The sequence below is a fragment of the Microbacterium pygmaeum genome (genome assembly GCF_900100885.1).
Classification (GTDB): Bacteria; Actinomycetota; Actinomycetes; order Actinomycetales; family Microbacteriaceae; genus Microbacterium; species Microbacterium pygmaeum.
Genome location: NZ_LT629692.1, coordinates 1214978 through 1239731, shown reverse-complemented (window position 1 = coordinate 1239731; position 24754 = coordinate 1214978). Strand labels below are relative to the sequence as shown.

The following is a 24754-nucleotide window of genomic DNA, read 5'->3' as shown; positions in this document are numbered from 1 at the left end:
ACAACAGAAACTTGTACTTCCAGCAACCCGCTCTGAAGGTCGTTGCACAGTACCCGAATTCTGTGCAGAACCTTCGTCATCGCCGTGCCCGAGGAGTCCCATGTCGCAGGTCCTTGATCTCGATAGAACCGATCGCGCGCTGCTGCGCGCCCTGACCGCGAATGCCCGTGCATCCGGAGCATCCCTGGCCGCCACGCTCAACATCGCCGAGTCCACCGTCTCGCTGCGCCTGCGCCGCCTGCAGACCAGCGGAGCCATCCGCCGCTACCGCGTCGACCTGGACCCGCTCGCGCTCGGCGCGACGGTTCAGGCGCTCATCGCGATCCGGCTCGCCAAGCACGCGCGCGACGAGATCGAGGCCTTCCGGCGCGCGGCGCCCACCCTCCCCGGCGTAGTCAGCCTCTTCCACATGGCCGGTGCGGACGACTTCCTGCTGCATGTCCTTGCTCGGGATGCCGCGGAGCTGCGCGAATTCGTCCTGGCCCACCTGACGGGGCATCCGGCTGTCGCCCACACCGAGACGAACCTGATCTTCGAGCACACCGACGGTGACGGGTGGGAGGTGCTGCTCGGCCGCTAGCCCTGCTGGGGCTGCCGCACCGTCTCGGCAGCGAGCCGCGCCAGCAGCCGTTGCAGGGTCGCCACGTCCGCGGCATCCCACCCCGCCAGCCTCGAGCGGAAGGTCGCGCCCGCATTCGCCAGGATGCGGGTGCCGATGTCCCGCCCGGCGGCTGTGAGCGCGACGAGCACGCTCCGGTCATCCCCCGGGATGGGCACGCGCAGCACGAGTCCCGCCTCGACCAGCCGGTTCGTGATCTTCGTGATGTTCGCCCGCCCGGTACCCAGCGCCGACGACAGCGCACTCGGCTTCATGGCGCCGCGATAGCTGAGCTGGTTGACCACGAGGAACATCGCCATGTCGTCGACGGGGAAATCCACCGCCGACATCACCCGGCGGCGGACCTCGTGGCTGTCGGCCCAGTGCACGATCGAGGACACCGAGATCCGCAGATCCAGCGGGTCGGTCTCGATGACCGGCGACAGGTCGACACTCATCCCGTCACTCTCGCACGAGTCGCACCGGACCGATCAGGCCGTAGTCGTGCACATCGGTCCGCTGCGTCAGCGTCGGGTCGCCCACCATCTGGGCGAACACGTCCGGCAGCGCGTCGTAGTACCCGCGCGCCAGGAGTCGGTTGTTCAGCGAACTCGAGACGCGGACGACGACCTCGTTCTCGCCGACCCGAAGGTCGTCCGTCACCTCGACCGCAGGGAAGGAGGTGTCGAAGCCTCTCGCCTCCCCGCCGTTGACCCGGACAGACCCGAGCCCGCCGCTGGTGGAACCCAGCCGAAGCACGTACCGGGCACCGCCCTCGATCGCATCGAGCGTGAAGCGCGCGGTGTACTCCCCCACGCCGGACACCTCGGGGCCGACGCCCTCGAGGTGCCGCCAGGCGCGCAGCGCGCCCGTCCCTCCGTCCAGCGTCGTGACCGTCGTGCCGGGGCGCACTTCGCGGGACTCGTAGCCGAGACCTCGATCCTCCGAGATCACCTGCAGCTCACCGGCATCCCAGCTCTGCACACTCATCCGCCACTGATCGATCTCGAGCACCGGTGTCGGAGCGACGGCGGAGGAATCGGATGCCGCGGCCGACCGGTCCAGCGTGATCAGCGCGGTCTCCCCCGGTTCGAGCTCGACCGAGACGATCGTGCGGACGCCGTCCGAGCGCGTTCCCCGGTGCGGCCGGATTCCACCCGACCACGCGTCGAGACGATGCGCGGCGCCGGAGCCCGGGAGGGCGATCTCGACGGTGGTCGGGCGCCCGGTCTCATAGAGGAAGTGGTACAGGTACACGTGCAGCAGGTCGCCGTCCTCGCGCAGGTGCGTGAGCACGTTGCGGTCGTCGTCGACGAACTCGGCGCGTCCGACGACGCCGAGCCGGCGCATGGCCTGGACGGATGCTGCGGGGTCGGCGATCCGCGAAACCGTCGGCAGCGCCTCGAGTTCGGCGATCGTCGCCGCGAGCTCGTCGTCGCGACCGTCGAGTCCTGGCGTGCGCGCCGCAGCGCGCTCGTGGAAGACGTGCTCGTCGGCGGTGAGCAGTTTCAGCTCGCGCGTGCCGTCCACCAGCAGCACCCGAAGCCCGCGGCGCGCCCAGTCGAGCAGATGCGCCGCGACGTCTGCATCCAGCTCGGCTTGGAAGACGATCAGCGCCTGGTACCCCGGACCGTCCGGCTGGATGAGCTGTCCGTCGAACGAGACGTCGTCGCGCATCAGCAGTGAGCCGTCGAAGAATTCGTAGGTCCATCCGGCGTCCTGCATGCCGAGGTCCTGCCACCAATGGTTCTGGCGGTCGCGCATCCACAGCCGCCCGTATGCGTCCTCGTCGGGGATGCGCCCGCCCTTCCCGTCGCTGAAGGCGAATCCGGAGGTGTTGTCGGTGAAGTGGTCGGTGCGGAGGATCCCCACATCGATGCGCGGGCGCCCCTGCCGCAGGACCGCCTGGAAGCGGCCGATGGCATCGTTCCAGAGCGGGTAGAACTCGGATGCCGGCTGACGGGTGTCGAACCGCTCCGAGAACATGCTCCACATGCCCTCGTGGCCGGGCCACTCGGTGACGCCCTCGGCGCCGGCCGTGCTGGCCCAGCCGTGCAGCACCGTCTTGGTGTTGCCCGCGGCGAGCTGCGTCGCGATGATCTGGTCGTAGAAGCGGTGGTCGAGCACATGGTTGCGCGTGGTCGCGCCGGTCTCGGACGAGTACTGCTTGCCGAACAGGTGCGCAGGCCCGGACATCAGCCGGTAGGCGTCGATCTGCGAGCCGAACTCGAGCGACTCGGTCTCGATGCCGTCGACCTCGGGACCCGGCCGGGTCAGCTCGAAGGGCAGCCCGTAGCTGATCTCGGCGCGCAGCGTCATGCCGTTCTCGTGCAGGAAGGCGGCGAACGGACGCAGCATGTTCTCGATGTACAGGTCGGTCAGCGTGCGGACGTAGTCGAAGCGCACCTTTCCGACCGTGGTCTCCTGCTCGGCGAGCGCCTCGTAGTGATAGATCGTGCCGGCGGCCATGAACGGCACGCTGCGGGTCAGCAGCGGCAGCCACGGCGCGATGTCGTAGCCGCGCCGCCTGCGGAACTCCTCGGCGACGGTGCGGCCCCAGAACAGCCCGCCGGCACCGTAGGTCGTCAGCTCCAGGGAGTCCATGTACATCTGCGCCCGCGGGTTCTGCGCGATCTGCGCGCGCAGCTCGGGCGTGAGCACGACTCCGTCCCAGTAGTCGATGACGGCCTGAGCGCCGTCCGGGTCGACGTAGTTCACGGTGTAGTTGACGGATGCCGAGGGTGAGGCGGTCTGTCCGGTGCCGTGCATCCAGTAGACGAACAGCTTCCAGTCGCCCTCCGGCGCGGCCCATGCGAGCGCGCCGTCGCGAACCTCGTCCGTCAGGTCCGTCAGCGACTCGGTGTCGAGGATGTTGCCGCTGACGACGCGGGCCGCGACGACGGCCACGAAATGCTGGTCGCGGATCGTGCCGCGATGACCGGGCAGGATGCCTGCGGGCGGCTCTGCTGCGAGGTCGACCCGCGGCAGCGCGCCGTCTCTGCGCTCACCGCCGCGGAGCTCCTCGACGACGACGTCGAGCTCCTGCGCGGCCGCGGGACTGTCCGCGTCGATGGATGGAAGGTTCGCATTCGACCAGTTCGTGCCCGACGTGAAGCTCACGGACATCCCGCGCTTCGTGGTCTCCTCCACGACGATCTGCGAGTCGTGCACCCACTCCTCGGATCCCCAGCCGTACCGGGAGTGATCGATCGCCTCCTCGTCCATCGCGAGGAATTCCATGCCGCCGAAGCCGAGACGATGCGCGGTCTCGATCTCGTACCGGAGGGTCTCGTCGGTGTGCAGGCCTTCCGCCAGCCACCATCGCAGCTCCGGCCGGTACTCGATGGCCGGGGACGCGAACATCCTCGCGAGGTCGTCGATCGACATGGGTTCTCCTTCGAACACGTCAGGGGGATCGCGTGAAACGTTCCAATGTGGCCGACTCTATGTTGCGGTGGAACATGCGTCAATGTCCTGAGGAAACTGTTTTCGCCGCCCGGTACGCTGACGGCAGACGCTCCCCGCGTCGGAGGGATGGCAGGGATGAAGCTCGAAGGATTCGAACTGCGTCGCGTCGCGATGCCGCTGGTCTCGCCGTTCCGTACCTCGTTCGGCACCCAGACCGAGCGCGACATCCTGCTCGTCAAGGCCGTGACGGATGCGGCAGAGGGGTGGGGAGAATGCGTCTCCCTCCCCGATCCCGTCTACTCGGCCGAGTACACCGACGGCGCCGTAGACGCCATGAAGCGCTTCTTCATCCCAGCCCTTGCAGGAATCGGCGACGCGACGGCTGTCGAGGCGGCCCTGCGTCGCTTCAAGGGTCACCGGATGGCCAAGGCCGCTCTCGAGATGGCAGTGCTCGATGCCGAGCTGCGCGATGAGAGTCGCTCGTTCGCGCGCGAGCTCGGCGCGGTGCACGACACCGTTCCGTGTGGAGTGTCGGTGGGCATCATGGACTCGATCCCGCAGCTGCTGGATGCGGTCGGCGGCTATCTCGACGAGGGCTACGTCCGCATCAAGCTCAAGATCGAACCCGGCTGGGACATCGATGTGGTCCGCGCGGTGCGCGAACGATTCGGCGACGACGTCCTGCTGCAGGTCGACGCCAACACCGCCTACACCCTTCGCGATGCACGTCATCTTGGTCGCCTCGACCCGTTCGATCTCCTCCTCATCGAGCAGCCGTTCGACGAGGAGGACATCCTCGCGCACGCGGAGCTCGCCAAGATCATCACGACGCCGGTCTGCCTGGACGAGTCGATCACCTCGGCCCAGACCGCCGCGGCAGCGATCCGCCTCGGCGCGACCAGCGTGATCAACATCAAGCCCGGTCGGGTCGGCGGGTACCTCGAGGCCCGCCGGATCCACGACCTGGCCGTCGCGAACGGCATCCCGGTCTGGTGCGGCGGAATGGTGGAGTCCGGCATCGGCCGCGCCGCGAACATCGCCCTGGCGGCCCTGCCCGGCTTCACCCTCCCGGGCGACGTCTCGGCCAGCGGGCGCTTCTATGCGACCGACGTCACAGAGCCGTTCGTCATGCGCGACGGTCACCTCGACGTGCCGACCGGTCCGGGTCTGGGCGTCGCGCCGATCCCCGGCATCCTGGACAAACTGACGACGGCTCTGGAGTGGGTACCGCTCTGAGGCAGGCGGCTACTCGGGCTCGTTCCCGTACAGCCGGGCGATGTCCTTCGAATCGTGCCAACCCTCGTAGGTCGGGAGCATCGGCCAGCCGTCGGGCGAGTCCTGCCACTCCTCCCGCCGGCCGTAGGGCAGGAGGTCGATCAGTGGGAACGTGTGCGTGAGCTGCTCGGTTCCGCGGCCGTTCGTGTGCCACGTGCGATAGACGGTGTCGCCGTCGCGCAGGAAGACGTTCACGGCGAATCCGCCACCCGGAGGGGCATCCACGTCGCTGCCGAACGGGCTGTGCGCGGTCGAGTACCACTCCATGCGATTGCCCACCCGGTCGCGGTACGCCAGTGCCTCGCCGATCTCGCCCTGCGTGACGATCACGAAGCGGGCGTCGTACGGCTCGAGGAAATCCAGTCGCGTGAACTGCGCGGTGTACCCCGTGCAGCCGGGGCACTGCCATTGCTTGCCCGGCCACCACATGTGGTTGTAGACGATCAGCTGGGTTCTGCCCTGGAACAGATCGACCAGTCGAACGGGTCCGTTCGCGCCCTCGAGCGTGTATTCGGGCATCTCGACCATCGGAAGCCGCCGACGCTCAGCGGCGATGGCATCGAGTTCTCGGGTCGCCGCCTTTTCGCGGATCCGCAGCTCATCGAGCTGTCGGCGCCACTGATCGGCGTCGACGATCGGTGGCAGGGCGGCAGTGGATGTCGTGGTCACCTTCATCACCTCCGGGATATGTTCACAGCGTACACATCACCGGTCGGGCGTCAAGAGGCCCTTCTGCGCGGGAGGCCTCAGCGCTTGACGAAGAAGTCGAACCGGTGCCCGTAGGGGGTCTCCGGGATGTAGTGGTCGGCGCCGACGGGCGGGAACACCTCGCGGCGGAACCGCTTGTCGAACAGGGCATCGAGGCCGACGACGCGGTGACCGTCGGCGTCGTTCCACCCGACGACGAGCCAGCCGCCCGAGCGGAGGACGTCGGCGCAGGCATCCAGCCCCTTCTCCACGTCGGCCGGCCGGTTCAGGCCCCACCCGATCACGCCGTTGCACACGACGAGGTCGAAGCTCTCTCGTTCGAAGACGTCAGTGAGACCGGTGGCCGAGACCGTGTGGTGCTGCGGACCCGCGATGCGCTGCTTGTCCGGATCCATGTCGACCGTCCAGTAGTCGACCCCTCGGAACAGTTTCGGATACGTCCGCGTGTACCAGGCGACGCCGATGTCGAGCACGCGACGGATGCTGTCCATTGCGAGGAAACCGGGGACGATGACGTCTTCGAGGAAGACGCGATCGGTGGTCGCCAGACGCCAGCGTCCGTTCTTCCAGCGCATCTTGCTGCGCAGCCGAATGCTCCGAGGCACCAGTGACTTGAGAGTTCGCGGGGACATGCCTCCAAGCTTGCCTGGGATTGGGCGATTCCTCGACCGGGGACTCGCCGATGCCGCGTCGTTTGCGCCGCGGCAAGCCCCTTCTCCGTTTCCAGCGCTCGGCCTAACGTCGATCTCCATGCAGGAGAACTCCTCATCGGCCGCACGCACCAGTCCACTCGTCCAGGCGATGGACCAACTGGCCTGCCGTTTCGAAGAGACCGACCGGGAGCTGGTCTCCGTTCGCGCTGACGGCGTCCACCGCCACCGGACGGTCGTCCGCCGCATCCGCAGCCTTCTTGCGGCGTATGGTCGGCTTCTCGAGGTCCCCGGCAGCACGGCGCTGCCGGGCGAGCTTCAAGCGTGGGCGACGTCGCTCGGTGTCGCTCGCGACGCCGAGGTGCGTGCCGAGCAGCTCGCAGAGGCACTCTCCCGTGACGGCGGCGAGGCCACTTCGGCGGCTCGAGCGCTGGTCGAGTCGCGGCGGGCGAGTTCGGATGCCGCATCGCGCCGACTCCGCGAGGTCCATGACCTCGAGCGGACGACGCGGATGCGAGCGCTGCTGGACGAGTTCGTCCTCGCACTGCGGGCGGAGGAGGAGGCGGATGCCCCACCCCGCAGCATCCGCAAGAGGATCAGCAGCGAAGCCGAGCGCACGGTGAAACGCGCCGCGGGGGTGGACGGGTCCCTTGGGTCGTATCACCGGTTGCGCAAGGCCGCCCGGCGCCTTCGTCATGCGGTCGAGGCCGTCACCGATGACCCGCCGGGTCTGTTCGGCGCACGCATCCGCCGCCTCGGGCGTCGCGCGCACCGGATCCAACGCCTCCTCGGCGATCATCGCGATGCCGTGCTGCTGGCCGACGAGCTGGAACGCGAAGCCGGTCTCGCGCAGCACCGCGAGCAGGACGCCACCGACCTGGAGGCGGCCGCAGAGCGGGCGCGGGCGAACGCGACCGAGATCCTCGCGGGCCTGGAGCGGGCGTGCCGGAGGCTTGCGCAGGCCGCCCGCGACCTGGACTGAAGGCGACCCGAGCGGCCCGCTGTCCGATGCCGCCTACCCGTGCCCAGCATTGTCAGTAGTCGAAGCGCGAGAATTCCCAAGCCGATCGAGCGGCGGCCCGTTGACCTCACGCGGGTCGACTCGCAGAGTGGTCTGCTTCGAGACCGCATTCGTTATCGCGCGGGTGGCAGACCCGGTGCCGTACTTTGCCGCGTATGCGGCGTCGATCGCCGCGTCGTGTGTGGGGTCGAGGGTGTAGGTGACTGGTCGGGTCTGGTCACCCCAGGCGAGGAATCCCTCGAAGTAGCGTGCAACGCCTTTGTACCACTGGCCTTCGGGTCCTTTGACGGATCGTAGGTAGAGGTTCCCGTCGACGACGACATGCCAGACGATGACGGGTGTGCGTGAGGTGCCGTCTGCACGGCGTCCTGCGACGCGGACCTCACCGGCACGCTTCAGTTGGCGGAGTTCATCCGGCGTCCACGCGATCAACGGCTTTCCTCACGCTCGTCGACAGTCGTTCCGGCGTAGTCGTCGTCGGTGACATGTTCTCTCCAGGTCGTGGTGGTGGCGGGGTCGTCCCCGGCCTCGAGCATGGCGAATCGGGCGATCCCCTGCGTGACGCGGAGGTACTGGCCGCGGGCGTGGGAGTGCCAGGCTGTGCGGGCGCCCGGCGCGAATCGGACCGTGGCGACGGTCATCCGTTGGTCGGGCTGGTGCGGTGCGGCGATCACGTCGACCCAGACATCGCCGGTGAACTGCTCAGGCGGGTTTTTCACGGTCTCTGCAGCGGCTTCGATGATCATTCGGTTCTCCCTGCTTCAGCGTCGATGTTCGCCTGCGGTGTCGGCGCGGGCGGAGGTGTCGTGGCCGCCCAGCTGGCCAGGACCCGCAGTGCATCGGCGGACGCGGAGCCGGGTTCGGCGGTGTAGGTGGACAGTGTCAGCCCAGGATCGGCGGGGAGTTCAAAGGCTTCGTAGGTGAGCTCGAGGTCGCCTACGACAGGATGCCGGAGCCGTTTCACGCCGCTGCGGTGGTAGCGGACGTTGTGCGCCGCCCAGAGGGTGCGGAATCGCTCTGATCGGGTGGACAGTTCGCCGACGAGGTCGGTGAGGCGCTTGTCGTAGGGGTTTCGACCGGCTTCGCCGCGCATGGTCGCGACGAGCTCTTGGGTGTTCTTGTCCCAGTCGACGTAGAAGTCCGGCGCGACCGGGTTGAGGAACGCGAAGCGAGCACTGTTGGGGGCGGGTTCGGCGAAGACGGGTGAGTAGAGCGCGCGGCCGAGCTGGTTGGCGGCGACGTAGTCGAAATAGTTGTTGCGGATCATCGCGGGAGCGTCGGTGATCGCGTCCAGGAGCCGCAGGATGCTGGGACGCAGACCGTCTGCGCGTCTGCGGGGCTTCTTGGCTGCCGGTGATGCGTTGGCGGTGCGGGCGAGGTCGAACAGGTGTGCTGTTTCGGCGTCGTCGAGCTGCAGAGCGCGGGCGAGGGAGTCCAGAACGCTGTCGGATGCGCCGGAGAGGTCGCCACGCTCGAGGCGGGTGTAGTAGTCGACGCTGACTCCGGAGAGGAGAGCGACCTCTTCTCGGCGCAGCCCGGGGACGCGCCGGTTGCCGCCGTAGGCGGGCAGTCCTGCCCGGTCGGGAGTGATGCGGTCTCTACGCGTGGAGAGGAATTCGCGCACTTCGCCTCGGTGATCCATGTCCTCGACGGTACGCGCCGGCCGCGGGGTGCGGGAGGGTCTGTCAGTACCGGTGACAGCGGTCACTCCCGCGCGCGCGAAGGACGCGATTGTCTTGAAGCATTCCGACCACTGAGGAGTTTCATCGCATGCTTGCGACTTTCATGTACGGCGCCGGGGACGTGCGCGTCGAGACCGTGTCCGATCCGACCATCAAGAACCCGACCGACGCGATCGTCCGCACCGTGCGGTCCTGCATCTGCGGTTCCGACCTGCACCCGTATCACTCGATGGATGCGTCCAGCGAGGGCAGCCCGATGGGCCACGAGCTCATCGCCGTTGTCGAGGAGGTCGGCGCCGACGTGACGACGGTCAAGCCCGGCGATTTCGTCATCGCGCCGTTCGCGTTCCAGGACAACACCTGCGTGTTCTGCCGAGAAGGGCTCCAGACCTCCTGCATTCATGGTGGCTGGTACGGCTCCGCCGAGACCGGTGGGCTGCAGGCTGATCTTGCCCGGATCCCGCTCGCTGACGGCAGCCTCGTGAAGGTTCCCGATCTGAACCCGGCCACGGCCGATGACGGCATGCTCGCGTCGCTGCTGACCCTGTCGGACGTGTACCTCACCGGGTATCACGCCGCCCACATGGGGCAGGTGCAGCCCGGCAAGACCGTCACGGTGATCGGTGACGGCGCGGTCGGTCTGTCCGCCGTGCTCGCCGCGAAGCAGCTCGGCGCGGAGCGGATCATCCTGATGGGCCGCCATACCGCCCGCACCGACCTGGGTGTGGAGTTCGGCGCGACCGACGTCGTTGCCGAGCGCGGCGACGACGGTATCGCGAAGGTCATGGATCTCACCGGCGGGGAGGGTTCGCACATCGTGCTCGAAGCCGTGGGGCACATGCCTGCGTATGAGCAGGCATACGGGATCGTCCGTCCCGGCGGGATCATCTCCCGCGTGGGCGTCCCCCAGTACGAAGACGCCCCGGTCGGGTTCGGTTCGCTGTTCGGGAAGAACGCCCGCCTCGCGGGTGGCCCGGCACCCGTCCGCGCGTACATCGAAGCGGCGATCCCTCGGGTGCTGTCCGGTCAGATCAACCCTGGACGGGTGTTCGACCGTACGATCTCGCTCGCCGAGGTGCCGGCAGGTTACCAGGCAATGGATGACCGCACAGCCCTCAAGGTGATGGTCACCCCGTAGGCGCACTGTCGCTGTCGGAGCCCGGTCACTCCCCCGCGACCGAGGGGGTTCCGGCAGTACCTGGGACACCCCGCACTGCCACCAAGACGGACCCGGTGTTGACATGGAGGTGGGAAGGAAACCGATGACCTCGACCTCCGGTGCGATCCGCACCGCACCGCGACACAGCACCCCGCTCCATAAGTGCGCGATCTTGACGATCATCCTCGTCAGCTACTTCATGATCCTGCTCGACAACTCCGTGATCTTCACCGCGCTCCCCAGTCTGCAAGCAGACCTGCAACTGACCGGCACGGAACTCGCCTGGGTGCAGAACGCCTACACCCTCGTCTTCGGAGGCCTGCTGCTCCTCGGTGCCCGCGCCGGCGACATCCTCGGCCGCAAACCCGTGTTCATCTTCGGCCTCATCGTCTTCTCCGTCGCGTCACTGCTGATCGCGCTGTCCCCGGCAGGGTGGTGGCTGATCACCGCCCGCGCCATCCAGGGGATCGGCGCTGCGATCGTCGCCCCATCCGCCCTCTCGCTGATCACCGCGACCTTCCAGGGCGCGGAACGGTCCCGTGCGGTCGCGTGGTACTCCGCGACCGCCGGTATCGGTGCCAGCCTCGGCCTGGTCGTCGGCGGTGCGATGGCCTCCTGGTTCTCCTGGCGTGCCGGATTCTTCATCAACGTCCCCATCGGGCTGGCGATGCTGATCCTCGCGCCCCGTTTCCTGCCCCGCACCCCGGCCCTCCCCGGCCGGTTCGACATCACCGGAGCCATCACCTCCACGCTCGGCGTCGGATCCTTGGTGTTCGCGATCCTGAACGCGGCCGAGAACGGCTGGGCGAGCCCCGCCACCGTCATCGGGTTCATCTCCGCTGCCGGCATCTTGACGGTGTTCATCGTCGCCGAGTCGCGCGCGGCGCAGCCGATCATGCCGTTGCGTCTGTTCGCCAGCCGCCTCCGCACCGGCGCCTACCTCACCCGGCTGCTGTATCTCGGCGCGATGATCGGATTCTTCTTCTTCACCAGCCAGTACCTGCAGGAGGCGCTCGGCTTCACACCCTTGCAAGCCGGGCTCGCATTCCTGCCGATGACACTGGTCAACTTCGCCGTCGCGATCGCGATCCCTCGCCTCACGGCCCGATTCGGCAACACCATCCCCCTCATCGTCGGTGTGGCGCTCACCCTCGCCGGGATGTTCTGGCTCAGCCACATCGGACCGGACAGCACCTACCTCACCGCCGTCGCCCTCCCCATGCTGCTGATCGGCGCAGGCCAGGGACTCGCGTTCGCGCCGATGACCACCTTCGGCATCACCGGGGCCACCGCGACCGATGCCGGCGCCGCGTCCGGCGTCGTGAACACGTTCCACCAGGTCGGCTCATCCCTCGGCCTCGGCATCCTCGTCGCCGTCGCAGGTGCCGCGGCCTCGGGAAGCACAGGGAATGTCGCGGTCACCGTCACCACGGAGGCCGGCGCTGCACTCACCGCTGGAAGCATCTTCCTGGTCGTGAGCCTGGTGATCGTCCTTGCCCTCATCGCTCCCGCATCCGCGGCACTCCGCCACACCCACGCCACCACCACGGGCGCGGGAGCCACCTCGCGTTCTACGCCGGCTGGCCCCGTCCGATGAGCGCCGTCACCGTCGCCAAGGAGGTCTTCAGCGACACCGCCGACGCCTGACCCGACCGCGCATCCCTGACCGCTCGCCTCCTGACCGAAAGAAGCACTCCATGATCGATCTCACGCTGAACAACGGCATCAGCCTCCCCGCCATCGGGCTCGGCGTCTTCCAAAGCGACCCCGAAGAGACCGCCGCCGCCGTGGAGGCGGCCCTCCGCACGGGGTACCGGCACATCGACACCGCAGCCGCGTACGGCAATGAACGCCAAGTCGGTGAAGGGCTGCGCCGCTCGGGCGTGGACCGGGACGACGTGTTCCTCGAGACCAAGGTGTGGGTCACCGACTACGGGTACGACCAGACCCTCCACGCGTTCGAGAAGGCGACCGGCAAGCTCGGCGTCGAGACCCTCGACCTGCTGATCCTGCACCAGCCGATCCCCACCCGGTTCGAAGACACGATCGCCGCGTACAAGGCGCTGGAAACGCTCCTCGCCGACGGAAACGTGCGGGCCATCGGGGTCAGCAACTTCATGCCCCACCACCTGGACCGGCTGCTCGCCGAGACGGAGATCGTGCCGGCGGTGAATCAGGTGGAGCTGCACCCGTACTTCACGCAGCCCGACGTGCAAAGCGCAGACACCGCGCACGGCATCCTCACCCAGGCATGGTCACCGATCGGTGGGATCACCTTCTACCCCGGCCCGTGGGGCGACGAGCGTCGGAGCGTCATGCAGGACGCCACGATCGCCGAGATCGCCGGCACGCACGGGAAGAGCCCCGCCCAGGTCATGTTGCGCTGGGGCATCCAGGAAGGCCGGTCGGTGATCCCCAAATCCACCAACCCGACCCGCATCGCCGAGAACTTCGACGTGTTCGACTTCGAGCTCACGGGCGAACAGATCGCCCGGATTGACGCGCTCGACACCGGCGTCCGCGGCGGCCCGGACCCCGACCAGCCCAGCGACGCGTACTTCGCGCGCGAGATCCCCGAAGCGTGACCCGGGAAACCGAGAAGGAAAACCCGTGATCCGAGGCCGACGTTCGGGCGAGGCCGATGCGCGCAAGAGCGAGTACCGCGAGATCCCGATAGGTCGAGTCAAAAGAAAATCACGAAAAGATAACGGCACCCCCTTCCCTTTCGTTACCTCCTCGTTATAGAGTTCAACCACGGAAGTTGTTTGCTGTGGCAACGACCGCATGTGATTGCAGGACACTCTTGGTGCAAGGGACAAGGGCCGGTCGGAAGCCTCTCCGATCGGCCCTATCCCTTTCCCTGTGCCACCGGCGCTAGCGTTGAGGGCATGAGCGCTCCGATCGATCCGACATCCACCACTGCCTGGGCCGAGCTCGACGCCCTCCGTTCAGCACTGCAACCAGACCTGCGCGGCTGGTTCGCCGACGATCCTCAGCGGGTCGACCGCTTCACGAAGCAGCTCGTCGACCTGCACGTCGACCTTTCCAAGAACCTCGTCGACGACGAGATCCTGGCGGCGCTGGTGCGCCTGGCCGAGCAGACCGGCGTTGCCGAGCGTTACGCGCGCATGCTCGCCGGCGATCACATCAACACCACTGAGGATCGCGCCGTCCTGCACACCGCGCTGCGCCGCCCGGTGGGCATCTCCCCTGAACTCGTGGTCGACGGTCAGCACATCGACACCGACGTCCACGGCGTGCTCGATGCCCTCTCCGCGTTCGCGGACAAGGTCCGCTCGGGCGACTGGCGCGGCGTGAGCGGCAAGCGCGTCACCCACGTCGTCAACATCGGTATCGGAGGGTCGGATCTCGGACCCGTCATGATCTTCGAAGCGCTCAAGCCCTACGCCGATGCCGGCATCGAGGCGCGGTTCGTCTCCAACATCGACCCGACCGACATCGCGCAGAAGACCGCCGACCTCGACCCGGAGACGACGCTGTTCATCGTCGCATCCAAGACCTTCACGACCCTCGAGACCCTCACCAACGCACGCCTCGCGCGGGACTGGCTGTGGGCGGGGCTGATCGCGGCGGGCGCGATCGAGGACGCCGACGCGGCGAAGACGGATGCCGTCGCCCACCACTTCGTCGCCGTCTCGACGGCCCTCGACAAGGTCGCCGCGTTCGGCATCGATCCCGCGAACGCGTTCGGCTTCTGGGACTGGGTCGGCGGCCGCTACTCGGTCGATTCCGCGATCGGCCTGTCCCTGGCGATCGCGCTGGGTCCCGACGTCTTCGATGAATTGCTCGCGGGCTTCCACGCCGTCGACGAACACGTGCGCACCACTCCGCTCGCCGAGAACGTCCCGGTGCTGATGGGCCTCTTCAACGTCTGGTACAACAACTTCCTCGGCGCCCAGTCGCACGCAGTGCTCCCCTACGCGCAGCAGCTGCACCGCTTCCCCGCCTACCTCCAGCAGCTCACGATGGAATCCAACGGCAAGTCGGTGCGCTGGGACGGCACGCCCGTCACCACCGACACCGGCGAGGTGTTCTGGGGCGAGCCCGGCACGAACGGGCAGCACGCGTTCTACCAGCTCATCCACCAGGGCACGCGGCTCATCCCGGCCGACTTCATCGCGTTCGCGAACCCCGCGTACCCGCTGAGCGACGACGGCCGCGACGTGCACGGGCTGTTCCTGGCGAACTTCCTCGCCCAGACCAAGGCGCTCGCCTTCGGGAAGACCGCCGAGGAGGTCGAGGCCGAGGGAACGACCGGCGCGCTCGTCGCGGCCCGCACGTTCTCGGGCAACCGCCCGACGACGTCGATCTTCGCGCCCGCGCTCACCCCGTCGGTCCTGGGTCAGCTCATCGCGCTCTACGAGCACATCACCTTCACGCAGGGGACGATCTGGGGCATCAACTCGTTCGATCAGTGGGGCGTCGAGCTGGGAAAGCAGCTCGCGCTGCGGATCGCGCCGGCCATCGAGGGCGATGCGGATGCGGTGGCGACCCAGGATGCCTCGACCCGCGCGCTCCTGGAGTACTACGCGCAACACCGCACGCGCTGACCGCGCGGGCTCAGCCGTACAGCTCGCCGACCGGAACCGCGATCGGCAGCACGTTGCCCGGCTGGGCGAGCGGGCACGCCCACTTCGGGTCGTACGCGCAGGACGGGTTGTACGCGAAGTTGAAATCGATCACGATCGTGCGGCCCGCGGCATCCGATCCCAGATCCGCACCCTTGATCGTGTCGATCAAGTAGCGTCCGCCGCCATACGTTCCGCCCGGCGAGCCGGCGAGCCTGTCGCGGAGGGGGATGAAGACCCCGCCGCCGTACGTCGTCAGCCGCCAGAGGTCGAGGCTCCCGGCATCCGGAATCTCCACCCTCCCGAGCCGCTCGAACGGCACCACACCGTCAGTGCCCGTCGCGAACTCGAACCCGCCGGGCTCGGCCTCGACGATCGGCAGCTCGTAGCGCCACGCGGCGTCATACGGCGCGATGGTCAGCCCCTCGAACATCAGGCGGTCCGCGGGCAGGAGCGGCGTGGCGGGATGCCGCGCCATCAGATCATCGCGCTCGATGCGCCAGAGTTCGTGGGCATCCTCCGGATCCTCGGCCTCGCGGACGGCGGCGTAGAGGGCGAATACGCGGCGGCGCCAGTCGGCGACCTCCAGCGCGGTGCGTGCAGCGTCGGTGGGCATTCCTCCAGGCTACGCGGGGCTTCCGGCCTCGGGTCCCCGCGCGAGGGAGTCCAGGAACGCGCGATGTCGCAGCAGGAAGGCGCGCTCGTCGAGCTTCTTGCGGCGCAGCCACCCCGTGACCTCGTCGTTGGACTTGCTGGCGTTGCACGACCGGCACGCCGGGACGATGTTCTCGATCGTGTACCGCCCGCCGCGGGAGAGCGGCAGCACGCAGTCGCGCTGCAACGCCGCGGCATCCGCACCGCAGTAGGCGCAGCCGCCCCACACCTCGCGGATCGCCGCCCACTGCGCCGGCGTGAGGTCGTTGTCGGCAGCGTCCATGCGGCGCCTGCGCTTGCGGGCGGCGCGAGCGCGGCGGGTCTGCGGTACGGCCATGCCGCCAGGCTAGGACTGCGCCGGCCGTGCGGGCCACGGCGACACGGGCCGCGGCGAGCGCGGCGACACAGGGCACAGGCCGCGGGGCACGTGGGCGCGGGCCTCAGACTCCGCCGGTGCCGCCGCCTCCGCCGCCGCCGCCCGCTGATCCGCCGCCGCTGGACCCGCCCGAACTCGAAGATGAGGACGACGTCGCCGACAGCGAGCTGATCCCGGAGGAGAACGATGCCGCACTGAAAGCGGATGAGCCGGCGTACCAGCCCGGCGAGTTGTCGGAGCCGTAGAGGACGGCCAGGTGCTCGGCCCACTGCTTCTCCTGACCGAACACCACGGCGTAGGGCAGCAGGACCTCGTACAGCTTCAGCATCTCGGCGGGGTCGGCCGGATCGATGCGCACGCGCTCGGCGCCGGAGGGCGACTGCAGCATGCGGATCCGGTCCGCCTCGGCCCACTCGATGAAGACCTTCAAACCGGCGAGATGATCGCGTACCTCCGCGCCCTCGGCCGTGAGCGGCACCCGCGACACGACCAGCGACACGATGAAGACGGTCAGGCCCGCGGCAACCATGAGCAGGATCGGGATCAGCGGCTCGACCGAGGCGGTGACAGCGAACACACCGCACACGAACACCACGGCTGCGGCGACGAGCGAGGCCAGCACCGGGGCCACGCGGTCGGTAAACGGCACCTCGCGGCGGAGTCCGCGGGTCACGAGCTCCTTCGCCGCCAGGGCGAGGATGTTCTGCGCCGCCGACGAGAACCGGGTGTCGGTCTGACCGAACTCGTACTCGGTCCCCGGCTCGAGGGCCGGGAACAGTCCGCCCAGGAGCAGCTTGCCGTCGCCGTCCGCGAGCGTGGGATCGATCAGCTGCGCCTTGAGCTTGACCCCGCCGAAGAGCTTCTTCTCCCCCTCGACGATCCGGATGCTCCCGACCACCGCCTGCTCGAGCACTTCGGCCGGGATCGCCTTGGTGGTCCGTCCGAGCAGCACCGCACTCTCGAGCGCATCGACCTGACGCGGCGGGGTGTACTCGGCGATGATCGTCGGGCGGCCGCGACCGTCGGACAAGCGCCGCCGGCGAACGACGACGGCGTACACGATCGAACCGAGAAGGCCGAGCCCTCCGACCGCCTGCAGCCACCCCCAGGGCGACGCCAGGTACGACGGGTCGAAGGGCGTGAACGTGCCCTCGTCGAAGCCGATGGCGAACGTCATGGTCTGGTAGGGGGAGAGCGAATCGGTGGATGCCTGCACCACCGCGCCGGTCGTATCCGCGCCGTCGTCTTCCGCGATCGAACACGTCTGCGTCGACCCCGCGGAGCCGACGTAGCAGCCGAGACCTCCGGTCATGCGACCGGCGAGCTCGGGCGGAATGATCGTGCGGGCGGTGACCGGACCGAAGGGCTGCGGCGAATCGGTCCCCGGCACGTTCCAGTAGAACTCGTCGACACCGGCATCGGTGCGCACCGTGACGTTCTCCAGCAGGTAGGTGAACACGTACGTCTGCTCGCCGTGCACATAGTCATCGGCTCGCGAGGTCATCGAGAACACCCCGTCCTCCGACTCCGTCTCGGACGGACGCGGGTTCCCGTCGCCGTCGGTGATCGAGATCAGTCGCGGGGAGTGCGGGCCGACGGTGGATTCCGGGATGCTGCGGCGCATGCCCCGGTTCTGGTCGTAGTCGGGGAAGAGCGCCACGAAGCGTTCGACGACCAGGAGCGTGCTCGAGCCGTCGTCCTCGCGGCCGAGCGTGTACTGGACATCGAGGCTCTGGAACGAGAAGTCGTCGAGGTCGGTCGAGACGAAATCCGAGCTGTCCGCGTCGGTCTCGAGCGAGACGCTCGCGCTGCAGGCGGCCAGGAGCGACAGGACGAGAGCGAGCACAGCGCCGACGAACACCCGCAGAACGGTCCCCATGGCTCCACCCTACGCAGGCAGGCGCCCCGCCCGCGGATCGCGCGGTGCGGCACGACCCATCGCGCGGCGCGTCCGCGTAATCTGATTCCTATGAACGACCGCCGCCTCGCGATCGATGCCTGGGAGAGTCTCTTCCGCGCGCAGCACGAGGTGTTCGAGGAGATCAGCTGCGACTTCGATGACACCGGGCTGTCGCAGGCCGAGTACGACGTGCTGCTGACGGTCACGCGCGGCGACGGGATGACCGCGCGTCTGCGAGATGTGACCTCGAACATGCTGATCAGCCAGCCCAGCGTCTCGCGTCTGGTCGATCGGATGACCGCGCGCGGACTGGTCTCCAAGTGCCCCGATCCGGAGGACGGGCGCGGCTCGCTGGTGCGGGCGACACCGGAGGGCGCGTCGGCGTTCCGTCGGGTCGCGTCCGCGCACGGGCGATCGATCGCCGAGCGGATGTCACGCCTCGACGACGACGAGCTCGAGCAGCTGCGGGATCTGACGGCGAAGCTGCGCGACCCGGGCCGCTGAACCGGTCGCGACCCGGCCCGTTGAATCGCCGCGCGACCCGGTCGTCTGAACCGCCGCGCGACCCGGTCGTCGAGCCGGCGGAGCGAGTCAGGGCGTGCGCCGTCGCAGGGTCAGGGACGCCAGGATCAGGCATCCCACCGCGAAGGCGACGACGATCAGCAGCGGCCGGTACAGGTCCCACCCGTCATCCCCCGCGGTCACCGCGTTGATGGCGTCGATCGCGTAGCTGAGCGGCAGGAAGTCGGAGATGACCTCCAGTGCCTCCGGCATCTGATCGCGCGGCATGAACAGCCCGCCGAGGATCACCTGGGGGAACACGATCAGCGGCATGAACTGCACCGCCTGGAACTCGGTGCGCGCGAAGGCGCTCGCCAGCAGCCCCATCGCCGTGCCGAGGATCGCGTCGACGACAGCCACCAGCCCGAGCTGCCAGATCGGCCCGTCGACTTCGAGCCGGCACACGAAGACGGCGAAGCTGACCGTGATCACGGCTTGCAGGCTCGCCATCAGCCCGAGCGCCAAGCCGTAGCCGAGGATGAAGTCGCCCTTGCCGAGCGGGGTGGTCATGAGGCGCTCGAGGGTCCCCGATCGCCGCTCGCGCAGCGTCGTGATCGAGGTGATCAGAAACATCACGATGAACGGGAACAGCGCGAGGATGGGCCCGCCGTACTGGTCGAACACGCCGTCCTGGTCACTGAAGAGCCAGGCGAAGAGGCCGACCAGCAGGCTGGGTGCCACCAGCATGAGCGCGATCGAGCGCGGGTCGTGGCTGAGCTGGCGGAGCACGCGGCCGGCAGTGGCCGCGGTGCGGGCGCCGTTCACCGCTGATCCCTCTCGATGAGCGTGAGGAACGCGGCATCCGGATCACTCGCACCGGTCTCGGCCAGCAACCCGTCCGGGGTCGTGTCGGCGATGATCCGGCCGCTGCGCATCAGCAGGAGCCGGTCGCACCGCAGCGCCTCGTCCATCACGTGGCTGCTCACGATCATCGTCGCGCCCGCATCGGCGAGCGCGCGGAACAGCGTCCACAGCTCGGCGCGAAGGACTGGATCCAGGCCCACGGTCGGTTCGTCGAGCACGATCAGCTCGGGTGAACCGAGCATCGCCACCGCAAGCGAGACGCGATTCTCCTGTCCGCCGCTCAGTGAATCGACCTGCTGGTCGCGGTGGGCGTCGAGTCCGACCTGGCCGATCACGCGGTCCACGTCTGCGCGGGGGGCGCCGAGCACGCGAGCGAAGTAGCGGAGGTTCTGGCGCACGGTGAGGTCGCCGTAGACAGAGGCGGCCTGGGTGTCGTAGGCGACCCGTCGGCGAAGCGGCGTGCTGCCGGCCGGTTCACCGAGCACGGTGACGGTGCCGGCCGCGACCTTCTGGACGCCGACGATCGAGCGCATCAGGGTCGTCTTGCCGCAGCCGGATGGCCCGAGCAGTCCGGTGATCTGTCCGCGCGGAATCGTGACGTCGAGCCCGGCGAAGACCTCGGTCTTCCCGCGGCGCACGGTGAGACCGCGGACATCCACGGCGGACTCGAGCGCATTATTCATCATGTGATGAATAATGCTCCTCCGGACGCGGCCCGGTCAAGACCTCAGCGGTCGGGATTGCTCGCCTTGCCGTCGAGCCAGAGCGTGTCGGACGCATCGCTGTGCGCGGTGCCGGTGCCGACGTGTTTCGCGTCGCCCTTCGTGATGACGTGCACGAGCGCCATCGCGTGACCGCGGCCGAGGCCGTAGTCCTCCGCGAGCCAGGACACGATCTCGCCCGACTTGGTGCCAGGGCCGAAGCCCTTCTCCCCGGCGAGGTCGATGAACTGGCGGGGCGTCAGCCCGGTCTTGTCCTCGATGTTGTCGAGGTACGCCTGGAACGACATCCACTCTCCTTCCCCGGACCTCGGATCAGTCCGTGAGATAACTCTGCACCGTGGGTCCGACGCGCGCCACGAGGTCTTCGACGCTCGCGTCGGCGAGTGCGGGAAGCTGCAGGAGGTAGCGCGCGATCAGCAGTCCTGCGACCTGGCTGGCCACGAGGCTCGCCCGCAGCTCGGCGTCCGGCGTGTCGAGGCGCGCAGCGATCCGCGCGAACAACTCGCGCTGCAGGAAGCCGGCGAGCAGGGGCGTGGTGAGGCGATTGCCGAGGCCGGTGCGCATCAGCAGGATGCCGCGCTTGCGCGTCTCGGGCTTCTCCCACGCCTCCAGCACGTAGCGCACGACGCGCTCGCCCATGCCGTCGACGGAACCCTCCAGGAGCGCAGGGATGTCGACGTCGGGGCGCATCGGCGCCCCGATCGTCTCGGCGAACAGATCCGCCTTGGTGCCGAAGTAGTGGTGCACGAGCGCCGCGTCGACCCCGGCGCGGGCGGCGATCCCGCGCGTGGTCGACCCGTCGTAGCCGAGTTCGCCGAACTCGTCGATCGCCGCGGCGATGATGCGCTCGCGCCCGCCGGCCTCGCCGGCCCTGGGTCGCCCGCGGCGCCGTTTCGGCGTGGGGACGGCGTACTCCGGCATGCGGTCAGCCTAGACCTGGCCGATCGGCGGGCAGCGGCATCCGCTCTCCTCGACCCTCGCGGATCGGTCCCCTGGCGAACAGAGGCTCGCGTGAGGTGGCAGCAAGTGCGGGCTCGTGCGGCTCGAGGCTGCAGAACCTGCCACCCCCACGAGCCGGCCTCCGCACGAGGTGGCAGTTCGTGCGGGCTCGCAGAGCCTGAGGCCATAGAACCTGCCACCCCGCGGACCGGTCTCCTCACGAGCCGGCCTCCGCACGAGGTGGCAGTTCGTGCGGGCTCGCAGAGCCTGACGCCACAGAACCTGCCACCCCCGCGGACCGGTCTCCTCACGAGCCGGCCTCCGCACGAGGTGGCAGTTCGTGCGGGCTCGCAGAGCCTGAGGCCGCACAACCTGCCACCCTCGAGTGCTGCCCTTCTCAGAGGTGGCCGCTCTTGCGGAGTCACGATGCTCGAGGCCACAGAACCTGCCACCCCCGCGGACTGCGTTCCTCGCGAGGTGGCAGTTCGTGCGGCCTCAGAGGGCTCGACACCGCTGAAATTTGCCACCGCGCGTGGCCCAGGGCAGGTTCCTCCACACGCAGGCATGAGGCCGATCCCTGCACAGATCTGCACTGGCGCGCGCCGCACGGTGACCAGGGCGAGGACCGTGAGCGGATGCCGACGCCTGCCGCTCCCTTGCCTTCCGAGCTCGGTCGCACCTTCACCTGCGCCGACGCGCAGCGAGCCGGTGTCAGTCCAGGCCGGCTGCGCGCTAAGGACCTCCGGATCCCTTTTCGCGGCGTCCGGACGGTTGTCGAGTCCCAGCCAACCGCGTGTCCGCCGATCCTCGACGATGCACCCCTCGCACGGGATCGCGCACTTCGCAGCGCCGTGCTCACCAGGGCGCGCGAGTACGACGCGATCATGGCACACCACGCGTTCTTCACCGGACGGACGGCCGCCGTGCTCTATGACGCTCCGATCGATCACGCCGGCGACCTCGAGGTGGGCGTCTTCGCGCCTGCACGGGCTCCTCGACGGGAGGGCATCCGAGGGCGCAAAGTGGCAGTCGCACTCGCGTCGACGCGTGAGCACCTCGGCCTGCGCGTCACCAGTCCCGGCTCGACGTGGGCGATGCTCGGTGCGGAGATGAGCGTCAGGGATCTGGTCCGTCTCGGCGATGCGTTCGTTCGCGTTCCGCGTGACGACCGAGGACGACGGCAGCCGCGTGAGCAACGCGCAACGCTCGATCAGCTGCGGGCCGCCGTCGATGCCGGGTCGCGTCCGGGCGCGGCGAGATTGCGCGAAGCGCTCGAACTCATCCGCGTGGGCAGCGCGTCACCCCTGGAGACGGACTATCGCCTCGATGCGGCGGCGGCGGGCTTGCCGGACCCCCAGCTCGACGTGGAGATCTTCGATGCGCACGGGTTCCGGATCGGGATCACCGAGATCGTCTATGACCAGTGGCGCGTGGTCGTCGAGATCGAGGGCGACCACCACCGCACGAGCCGCGACCAGTGGAACCGCGACATCGAGAAGCACGCGGCATACGTCGCCGAGGGGTGGGAGGTCATCCGCCTCACCTCCGGACACATCCGGGGCGCACAGCCGCGGGCCGTCCCCATCGTCCGGAGCGCGCTCGCTCGGCGCGGCTGGCAGCACGGGTGACTTGTCTCGTGGTGGCAGTTCGTGCACACTCAGCCCGGCTGAACTCGCACGAGCTGCCACCTCGGGTCGCCAAGCCACCACGAGGTGGCAGCTCGCGCGACGTCAGGCGCCGCGAGGCCGCAGGAACTGCCACCTCGGGTCGCCAAGCCACCACGAGGTGGCAGTGCGTGCGGCGTCAGGCGCCGCGAGGCCGCAGAACCTGACACCTAGGGTCGCCAAGCCACCACGAGGTGGCAGTGCGTGCGGCGTCAGGCGCCGCGAGGCCGCAGAACCTGACACCTCGGGTCGCCGAGCCACCACGAGGTGGCAGCTCGCGCGACGTCAGGCGCCACGAGGCCGCAGAACCTGACACCTGCGCGCGAGGGGATCAGCACTCGATGACGTTCACCGCGAGACCGCCCTCGCTGGTCTCCTTGTACTTCGTCGACATGTCGATGCCGGTCTGACGCATCGTCTCCACGACGGCGTCCAGCGAGACGTAGTGGCTCCCGTCGCCGCGGAGCGCCAGGCGCGCAGCGGTCACGGCGGTCGAGGCGGCGATCGCGTTGCGCTCGATGCACGGGATCTGCACGAGCCCGCCGACCGGGTCGCAGGTCAGGCCGAGGTGGTGCTCCATCGCGATCTCGGCGGCGTTCTCGATCTGGCGGTTCGTCCCGCCCATGACCGCGGTGAGCCCGCCCGCCGCCATCGCACACGCCGAGCCGACTTCGGCCTGGCAGCCACCTTCGGCGCCCGAGATCGAGGCGTTCGCCTTGAACAGCGACCCCAGCGCGGTGGCGGTCAGGAGGAAGCGACGGATGCCCCGCCGCCGGTTCGCCTCCGCGATCGCCGCGGGCGACCCCTCGACGAGCTCCGGAATGGGAGCGTGGAATCCGATGAGCGCGCTGCCGACGAGCTCACCGTAGGGCGTGACCGCGTTGCCCGCACCGAGGCCGGAGTCGGCGAGGAAGCGCCACCAGTACATGGCGACTGCGGGAAGGATGCCGGCAGCACCGTTCGTCGGAGCCGTGACCACCCGGCCTCCGGCCGCGTTCTCCTCGTTGACGGCGAGCGCGAACGCCGCGAGCCATTCCCCCGGCAGCTCGCGGTGACCGTCGGCCTCTGCCGCTTCGAGCTGCTCGCGCATCGCGCCGGCGCGGCGTTTGACCGCCAGCAGCCCGGGCAGGACACCCGTTGCCTGCATTCCCGCGTCGACGCACGCGGCCATCGCGTCCCAGATCCGGTCGAGCCCCGCGGCGATCTCCTCGGGATCTCGGAGCGCCTCCTCGTTCGTGCGCGCGGCCTCGGCGATCGTGATGCCGCGCTCGTCGCAGATCTCGAGCAGCTCCTGCGCGCTGTCGAACGGAAGCGGGTAGTCCGGGTCGGCGGCGGGCCCGAAGCCGGCGCGTGAGTCACCCGCCCCCTCGCGTCGGATGAAGCCTCCGCCGACGGAGTAGTACGTCTCGCGGAGGAGGAGTCCGTCCGGGCGCGACCCTTCGGCGGGCTCAGAGACCGCGGCCGGCTCACCGCCCGAGTCCGGCTCACCGACCGAGTCCGAATCACCGACCGAGGCCCGCCCAGGAACCGGGCGCTGCACCGAACCACGCCCGGTGCTGCGGATCCCGGCGGCCGCGAGCCGCGCCACCTCCGGATCGACCGGTGGCCGTGGGCTCGACCACGCCTCCAGGGTCATGGCGTTCGGGTGTGCGGGAAGCCGCGTCCGCGGCGCGAAGACGACATCGGATTTCTGGAACGACACGGCGTGCGACCCGTCCAGCGCCAGCTCTCGGCCCCTCGGCCAGTCGGTCCACGCCGAGCGGACAGCATCCGGTTCCACCGTCTCCGGATCCAGCCCTTGCAGGCCCGCGACCACCGCGTCGGGTGTGCCGTGGCCGATGCCGGTGGCGCCGAGCGATCCGTAGAGGGTGCACGTGACTCGTGCGACATCCTCGAGGAGCCCCGCCGAGCGGAGACGAGCCGCGAAATCCCGGGCGGCCCGCATGGGACCGACCGTGTGCGAGCTCGAGGGTCCGATGCCGATGGAGAACAGCTCGAACGCAGAGACGTATGCGCTCATCCGGCTAGGTTACGCCGCTTCTCG

Annotated in this window: 24 protein-coding genes; 9 read left to right on the top strand and 15 right to left on the bottom strand. The window is 68.9% G+C overall.

Annotated elements, in window-relative coordinates; translation table 11 throughout:
• The first annotated feature begins 100 nt into the window (after positions 1–100).
• Positions 101–580, top strand: coding sequence for an Lrp/AsnC family transcriptional regulator (locus tag BLT19_RS05720; RefSeq protein ID WP_091487551.1), 480 nt, complete (start codon positions 101–103; stop codon positions 578–580).
• On the opposite strand, the gene BLT19_RS05715 is transcribed toward BLT19_RS05720, so the two are convergent.
• Positions 577–1056, bottom strand: coding sequence for a MarR family winged helix-turn-helix transcriptional regulator (locus tag BLT19_RS05715; protein ID WP_091487549.1), 480 nt, complete (start codon positions 1054–1056; stop codon positions 577–579). The two genes, BLT19_RS05720 and BLT19_RS05715, sit on opposite strands and share 4 nt — an antisense overlap.
• 4 nt (positions 1057–1060) lie before the next feature.
• Positions 1061–3985 (bottom strand): glycosyl hydrolase, encoded by a 2925-nt coding sequence (locus tag BLT19_RS05710; protein WP_091487547.1) that lies wholly within the window; start codon positions 3983–3985, stop codon positions 1061–1063.
• Between the two features lie 156 nt (positions 3986–4141).
• Here BLT19_RS05710 and menC point away from each other — a divergent pair, with 156 nt between their 5' ends.
• Positions 4142–5242, top strand: coding sequence for an o-succinylbenzoate synthase (menC, locus tag BLT19_RS05705; protein WP_091487544.1), 1101 nt, complete (start codon positions 4142–4144; stop codon positions 5240–5242).
• Between the two features lie 9 nt (positions 5243–5251).
• Here the strand turns inward: menC and BLT19_RS05700 are convergent, their stop codons facing one another.
• Together BLT19_RS05700 and BLT19_RS05695 are read right to left on the bottom strand one after the other, a co-directional pair.
• Positions 5252–5950 carry a DUF899 domain-containing protein gene (locus BLT19_RS05700; protein WP_231917811.1) on the bottom strand — a complete coding sequence of 233 codons (699 nt, stop codon included), beginning with the start codon at positions 5948–5950 and terminating at the stop codon, positions 5252–5254.
• 77 nt (positions 5951–6027) lie between these two features.
• Entirely contained in the window at positions 6028–6621 is a 594-nt protein-coding gene (locus BLT19_RS05695; protein WP_157681769.1) for a class I SAM-dependent methyltransferase, read from the bottom strand.
• A 118-nt stretch (positions 6622–6739) separates the two neighbouring features.
• On the opposite strand from BLT19_RS05695, the gene BLT19_RS05690 reads away from it, so the two are divergent.
• Positions 6740–7621 (top strand): CHAD domain-containing protein, encoded by an 882-nt coding sequence (locus tag BLT19_RS05690; RefSeq protein ID WP_157681768.1) that lies wholly within the window; start codon positions 6740–6742, stop codon positions 7619–7621.
• 33 nt (positions 7622–7654) lie between these two features.
• Here BLT19_RS05690 and BLT19_RS18240 read toward each other — a convergent pair whose 3' ends face one another.
• From BLT19_RS18240 to BLT19_RS05675, 3 genes are read right to left on the bottom strand one after another with little or no spacing between them, the layout of a single operon-like run.
• A complete protein-coding gene (locus BLT19_RS18240) occupies positions 7655–8092 on the bottom strand; it encodes a DUF2255 family protein (protein ID WP_091487536.1) in 438 nt (145 codons plus the stop codon).
• Complete coding sequence (locus BLT19_RS05680; RefSeq protein WP_091487533.1) at positions 8089–8406, bottom strand: cupin domain-containing protein; 318 nt, start codon at positions 8404–8406, stop codon at positions 8089–8091. The genes BLT19_RS18240 and BLT19_RS05680 overlap by 4 nt, the downstream gene beginning before the upstream one ends.
• Positions 8403–9302, bottom strand: a complete 900-nt coding sequence (locus BLT19_RS05675; protein WP_091487530.1) for a helix-turn-helix transcriptional regulator — start codon at positions 9300–9302, stop codon at positions 8403–8405. The genes BLT19_RS05680 and BLT19_RS05675 overlap by 4 nt, the downstream gene beginning before the upstream one ends.
• Positions 9303–9430: 128 nt before the next feature.
• Between BLT19_RS05675 and BLT19_RS05670 the strand changes: the two genes are divergently transcribed.
• From BLT19_RS05670 to pgi, 4 genes are all read left to right on the top strand, one after another.
• Entirely contained in the window at positions 9431–10480 is a 1050-nt protein-coding gene (locus BLT19_RS05670) for a zinc-binding dehydrogenase (protein ID WP_172825595.1), read from the top strand.
• A 124-nt stretch (positions 10481–10604) separates the two neighbouring features.
• The gene (locus tag BLT19_RS05665; protein WP_091487525.1) at positions 10605–12098 is read left to right on the top strand and encodes an MFS transporter; all 1494 of its coding nucleotides are present in this window, start codon (positions 10605–10607) and stop codon (positions 12096–12098) included.
• A gap of 100 nt (positions 12099–12198) precedes the next feature.
• A complete protein-coding gene (locus BLT19_RS05660; protein WP_091487523.1) occupies positions 12199–13086 on the top strand; it encodes an aldo/keto reductase in 888 nt (295 codons plus the stop codon).
• Between the two features lie 303 nt (positions 13087–13389).
• Entirely contained in the window at positions 13390–15072 is a 1683-nt protein-coding gene (pgi, locus tag BLT19_RS05655; protein WP_091487520.1) for a glucose-6-phosphate isomerase, read from the top strand.
• Positions 15073–15082: 10 nt separating this feature from the next.
• On the opposite strand, the gene BLT19_RS05650 is transcribed toward pgi, so the two are convergent.
• From BLT19_RS05650 to BLT19_RS05640, 3 genes are all read right to left on the bottom strand, one after another.
• Positions 15083–15706 (bottom strand): DUF1684 domain-containing protein, encoded by a 624-nt coding sequence (locus BLT19_RS05650; RefSeq protein ID WP_091487518.1) that lies wholly within the window; start codon positions 15704–15706, stop codon positions 15083–15085.
• 9 nt (positions 15707–15715) lie between these two features.
• A complete protein-coding gene (locus BLT19_RS05645; RefSeq protein WP_091487516.1) occupies positions 15716–16081 on the bottom strand; it encodes an HNH endonuclease in 366 nt (121 codons plus the stop codon).
• A 103-nt stretch (positions 16082–16184) separates the two neighbouring features.
• On the bottom strand, positions 16185–17999 hold the full coding sequence (locus BLT19_RS05640) for a DUF2207 family protein (protein WP_091487513.1): 1815 nt from the start codon (positions 17997–17999) through the stop codon (positions 16185–16187).
• A gap of 90 nt (positions 18000–18089) precedes the next feature.
• Between BLT19_RS05640 and BLT19_RS05635 the strand changes: the two genes are divergently transcribed.
• Complete coding sequence (locus BLT19_RS05635) at positions 18090–18524, top strand: MarR family winged helix-turn-helix transcriptional regulator (RefSeq protein ID WP_091487511.1); 435 nt, start codon at positions 18090–18092, stop codon at positions 18522–18524.
• A gap of 87 nt (positions 18525–18611) precedes the next feature.
• Here the strand turns inward: BLT19_RS05635 and BLT19_RS05630 are convergent, their stop codons facing one another.
• Genes BLT19_RS05630 through BLT19_RS05615 form a run of 4 tightly spaced genes read right to left on the bottom strand, consistent with a single transcriptional unit; the run spans position 18612 to position 21028 of the window.
• The gene (locus BLT19_RS05630; RefSeq protein ID WP_091487508.1) at positions 18612–19346 is read right to left on the bottom strand and encodes an ABC transporter permease; all 735 of its coding nucleotides are present in this window, start codon (positions 19344–19346) and stop codon (positions 18612–18614) included.
• Positions 19343–20071 carry an ABC transporter ATP-binding protein gene (locus tag BLT19_RS05625; RefSeq protein ID WP_197673029.1) on the bottom strand — a complete coding sequence of 243 codons (729 nt, stop codon included), beginning with the start codon at positions 20069–20071 and terminating at the stop codon, positions 19343–19345. Before BLT19_RS05625 ends, BLT19_RS05630 begins: the two co-directional genes overlap by 4 nt.
• Before the next feature lie 41 nt (positions 20072–20112).
• Positions 20113–20394 (bottom strand): DUF4287 domain-containing protein, encoded by a 282-nt coding sequence (locus BLT19_RS05620; RefSeq protein WP_091487505.1) that lies wholly within the window; start codon positions 20392–20394, stop codon positions 20113–20115.
• Between the two features lie 25 nt (positions 20395–20419).
• On the bottom strand, positions 20420–21028 hold the full coding sequence (locus tag BLT19_RS05615) for a TetR/AcrR family transcriptional regulator (protein ID WP_091487503.1): 609 nt from the start codon (positions 21026–21028) through the stop codon (positions 20420–20422).
• A 653-nt stretch (positions 21029–21681) separates the two neighbouring features.
• On the opposite strand from BLT19_RS05615, the gene BLT19_RS05610 reads away from it, so the two are divergent.
• Positions 21682–22674: a hypothetical protein gene (locus tag BLT19_RS05610; protein WP_157681767.1), complete on the top strand. Its 993-nt coding sequence runs from the start codon at positions 21682–21684 to the stop codon at positions 22672–22674.
• 367 nt (positions 22675–23041) lie between these two features.
• Here the strand turns inward: BLT19_RS05610 and BLT19_RS05605 are convergent, their stop codons facing one another.
• The gene (locus tag BLT19_RS05605; protein WP_091487498.1) at positions 23042–24730 is read right to left on the bottom strand and encodes an L-serine ammonia-lyase, iron-sulfur-dependent, subunit alpha; all 1689 of its coding nucleotides are present in this window, start codon (positions 24728–24730) and stop codon (positions 23042–23044) included.
• Positions 24731–24754: the final 24 nt, after the last annotated feature.

What these genes read in the sequence shown, in the direction of transcription:
- BLT19_RS05675 (WP_091487530.1), bottom strand. Translation starts at nt 9,302, where the DNA reads ATGGATCACCGAGGCGAAGTGCGCGAATTCCTCTCCACGCGTAGAGAC.
- BLT19_RS05610 (WP_157681767.1), top strand. Translation starts at nt 21,682, where the DNA reads ATGCCGACGCCTGCCGCTCCCTTGCCTTCCGAGCTCGGTCGCACCTTC.
- BLT19_RS05650 (WP_091487518.1), bottom strand. Translation starts at nt 15,706, where the DNA reads ATGCCCACCGACGCTGCACGCACCGCGCTGGAGGTCGCCGACTGGCGC.
- pgi (WP_091487520.1), top strand. Translation starts at nt 13,390, where the DNA reads ATGAGCGCTCCGATCGATCCGACATCCACCACTGCCTGGGCCGAGCTC.
- BLT19_RS05720 (WP_091487551.1), top strand. Translation starts at nt 101, where the DNA reads ATGTCGCAGGTCCTTGATCTCGATAGAACCGATCGCGCGCTGCTGCGC.
- BLT19_RS05640 (WP_091487513.1), bottom strand. Translation starts at nt 17,999, where the DNA reads ATGGGGACCGTTCTGCGGGTGTTCGTCGGCGCTGTGCTCGCTCTCGTC.
- BLT19_RS05670 (WP_172825595.1), top strand. Translation starts at nt 9,431, where the DNA reads ATGCTTGCGACTTTCATGTACGGCGCCGGGGACGTGCGCGTCGAGACC.
- BLT19_RS05665 (WP_091487525.1), top strand. Translation starts at nt 10,605, where the DNA reads ATGACCTCGACCTCCGGTGCGATCCGCACCGCACCGCGACACAGCACC.
- BLT19_RS05695 (WP_157681769.1), bottom strand. Translation starts at nt 6,621, where the DNA reads ATGTCCCCGCGAACTCTCAAGTCACTGGTGCCTCGGAGCATTCGGCTG.
- BLT19_RS05605 (WP_091487498.1), bottom strand. Translation starts at nt 24,730, where the DNA reads ATGAGCGCATACGTCTCTGCGTTCGAGCTGTTCTCCATCGGCATCGGA.
- BLT19_RS05690 (WP_157681768.1), top strand. Translation starts at nt 6,740, where the DNA reads ATGCAGGAGAACTCCTCATCGGCCGCACGCACCAGTCCACTCGTCCAG.
- BLT19_RS05710 (WP_091487547.1), bottom strand. Translation starts at nt 3,985, where the DNA reads ATGTCGATCGACGACCTCGCGAGGATGTTCGCGTCCCCGGCCATCGAG.
- BLT19_RS05680 (WP_091487533.1), bottom strand. Translation starts at nt 8,406, where the DNA reads ATGATCATCGAAGCCGCTGCAGAGACCGTGAAAAACCCGCCTGAGCAG.
- BLT19_RS05645 (WP_091487516.1), bottom strand. Translation starts at nt 16,081, where the DNA reads ATGGCCGTACCGCAGACCCGCCGCGCTCGCGCCGCCCGCAAGCGCAGG.
- menC (WP_091487544.1), top strand. Translation starts at nt 4,142, where the DNA reads ATGAAGCTCGAAGGATTCGAACTGCGTCGCGTCGCGATGCCGCTGGTC.
- BLT19_RS05620 (WP_091487505.1), bottom strand. Translation starts at nt 20,394, where the DNA reads ATGTCGTTCCAGGCGTACCTCGACAACATCGAGGACAAGACCGGGCTG.
- BLT19_RS05615 (WP_091487503.1), bottom strand. Translation starts at nt 21,028, where the DNA reads ATGCCGGAGTACGCCGTCCCCACGCCGAAACGGCGCCGCGGGCGACCC.
- BLT19_RS05625 (WP_197673029.1), bottom strand. Translation starts at nt 20,071, where the DNA reads ATGATGAATAATGCGCTCGAGTCCGCCGTGGATGTCCGCGGTCTCACC.
- BLT19_RS05715 (WP_091487549.1), bottom strand. Translation starts at nt 1,056, where the DNA reads ATGAGTGTCGACCTGTCGCCGGTCATCGAGACCGACCCGCTGGATCTG.
- BLT19_RS05635 (WP_091487511.1), top strand. Translation starts at nt 18,090, where the DNA reads ATGAACGACCGCCGCCTCGCGATCGATGCCTGGGAGAGTCTCTTCCGC.
- BLT19_RS05660 (WP_091487523.1), top strand. Translation starts at nt 12,199, where the DNA reads ATGATCGATCTCACGCTGAACAACGGCATCAGCCTCCCCGCCATCGGG.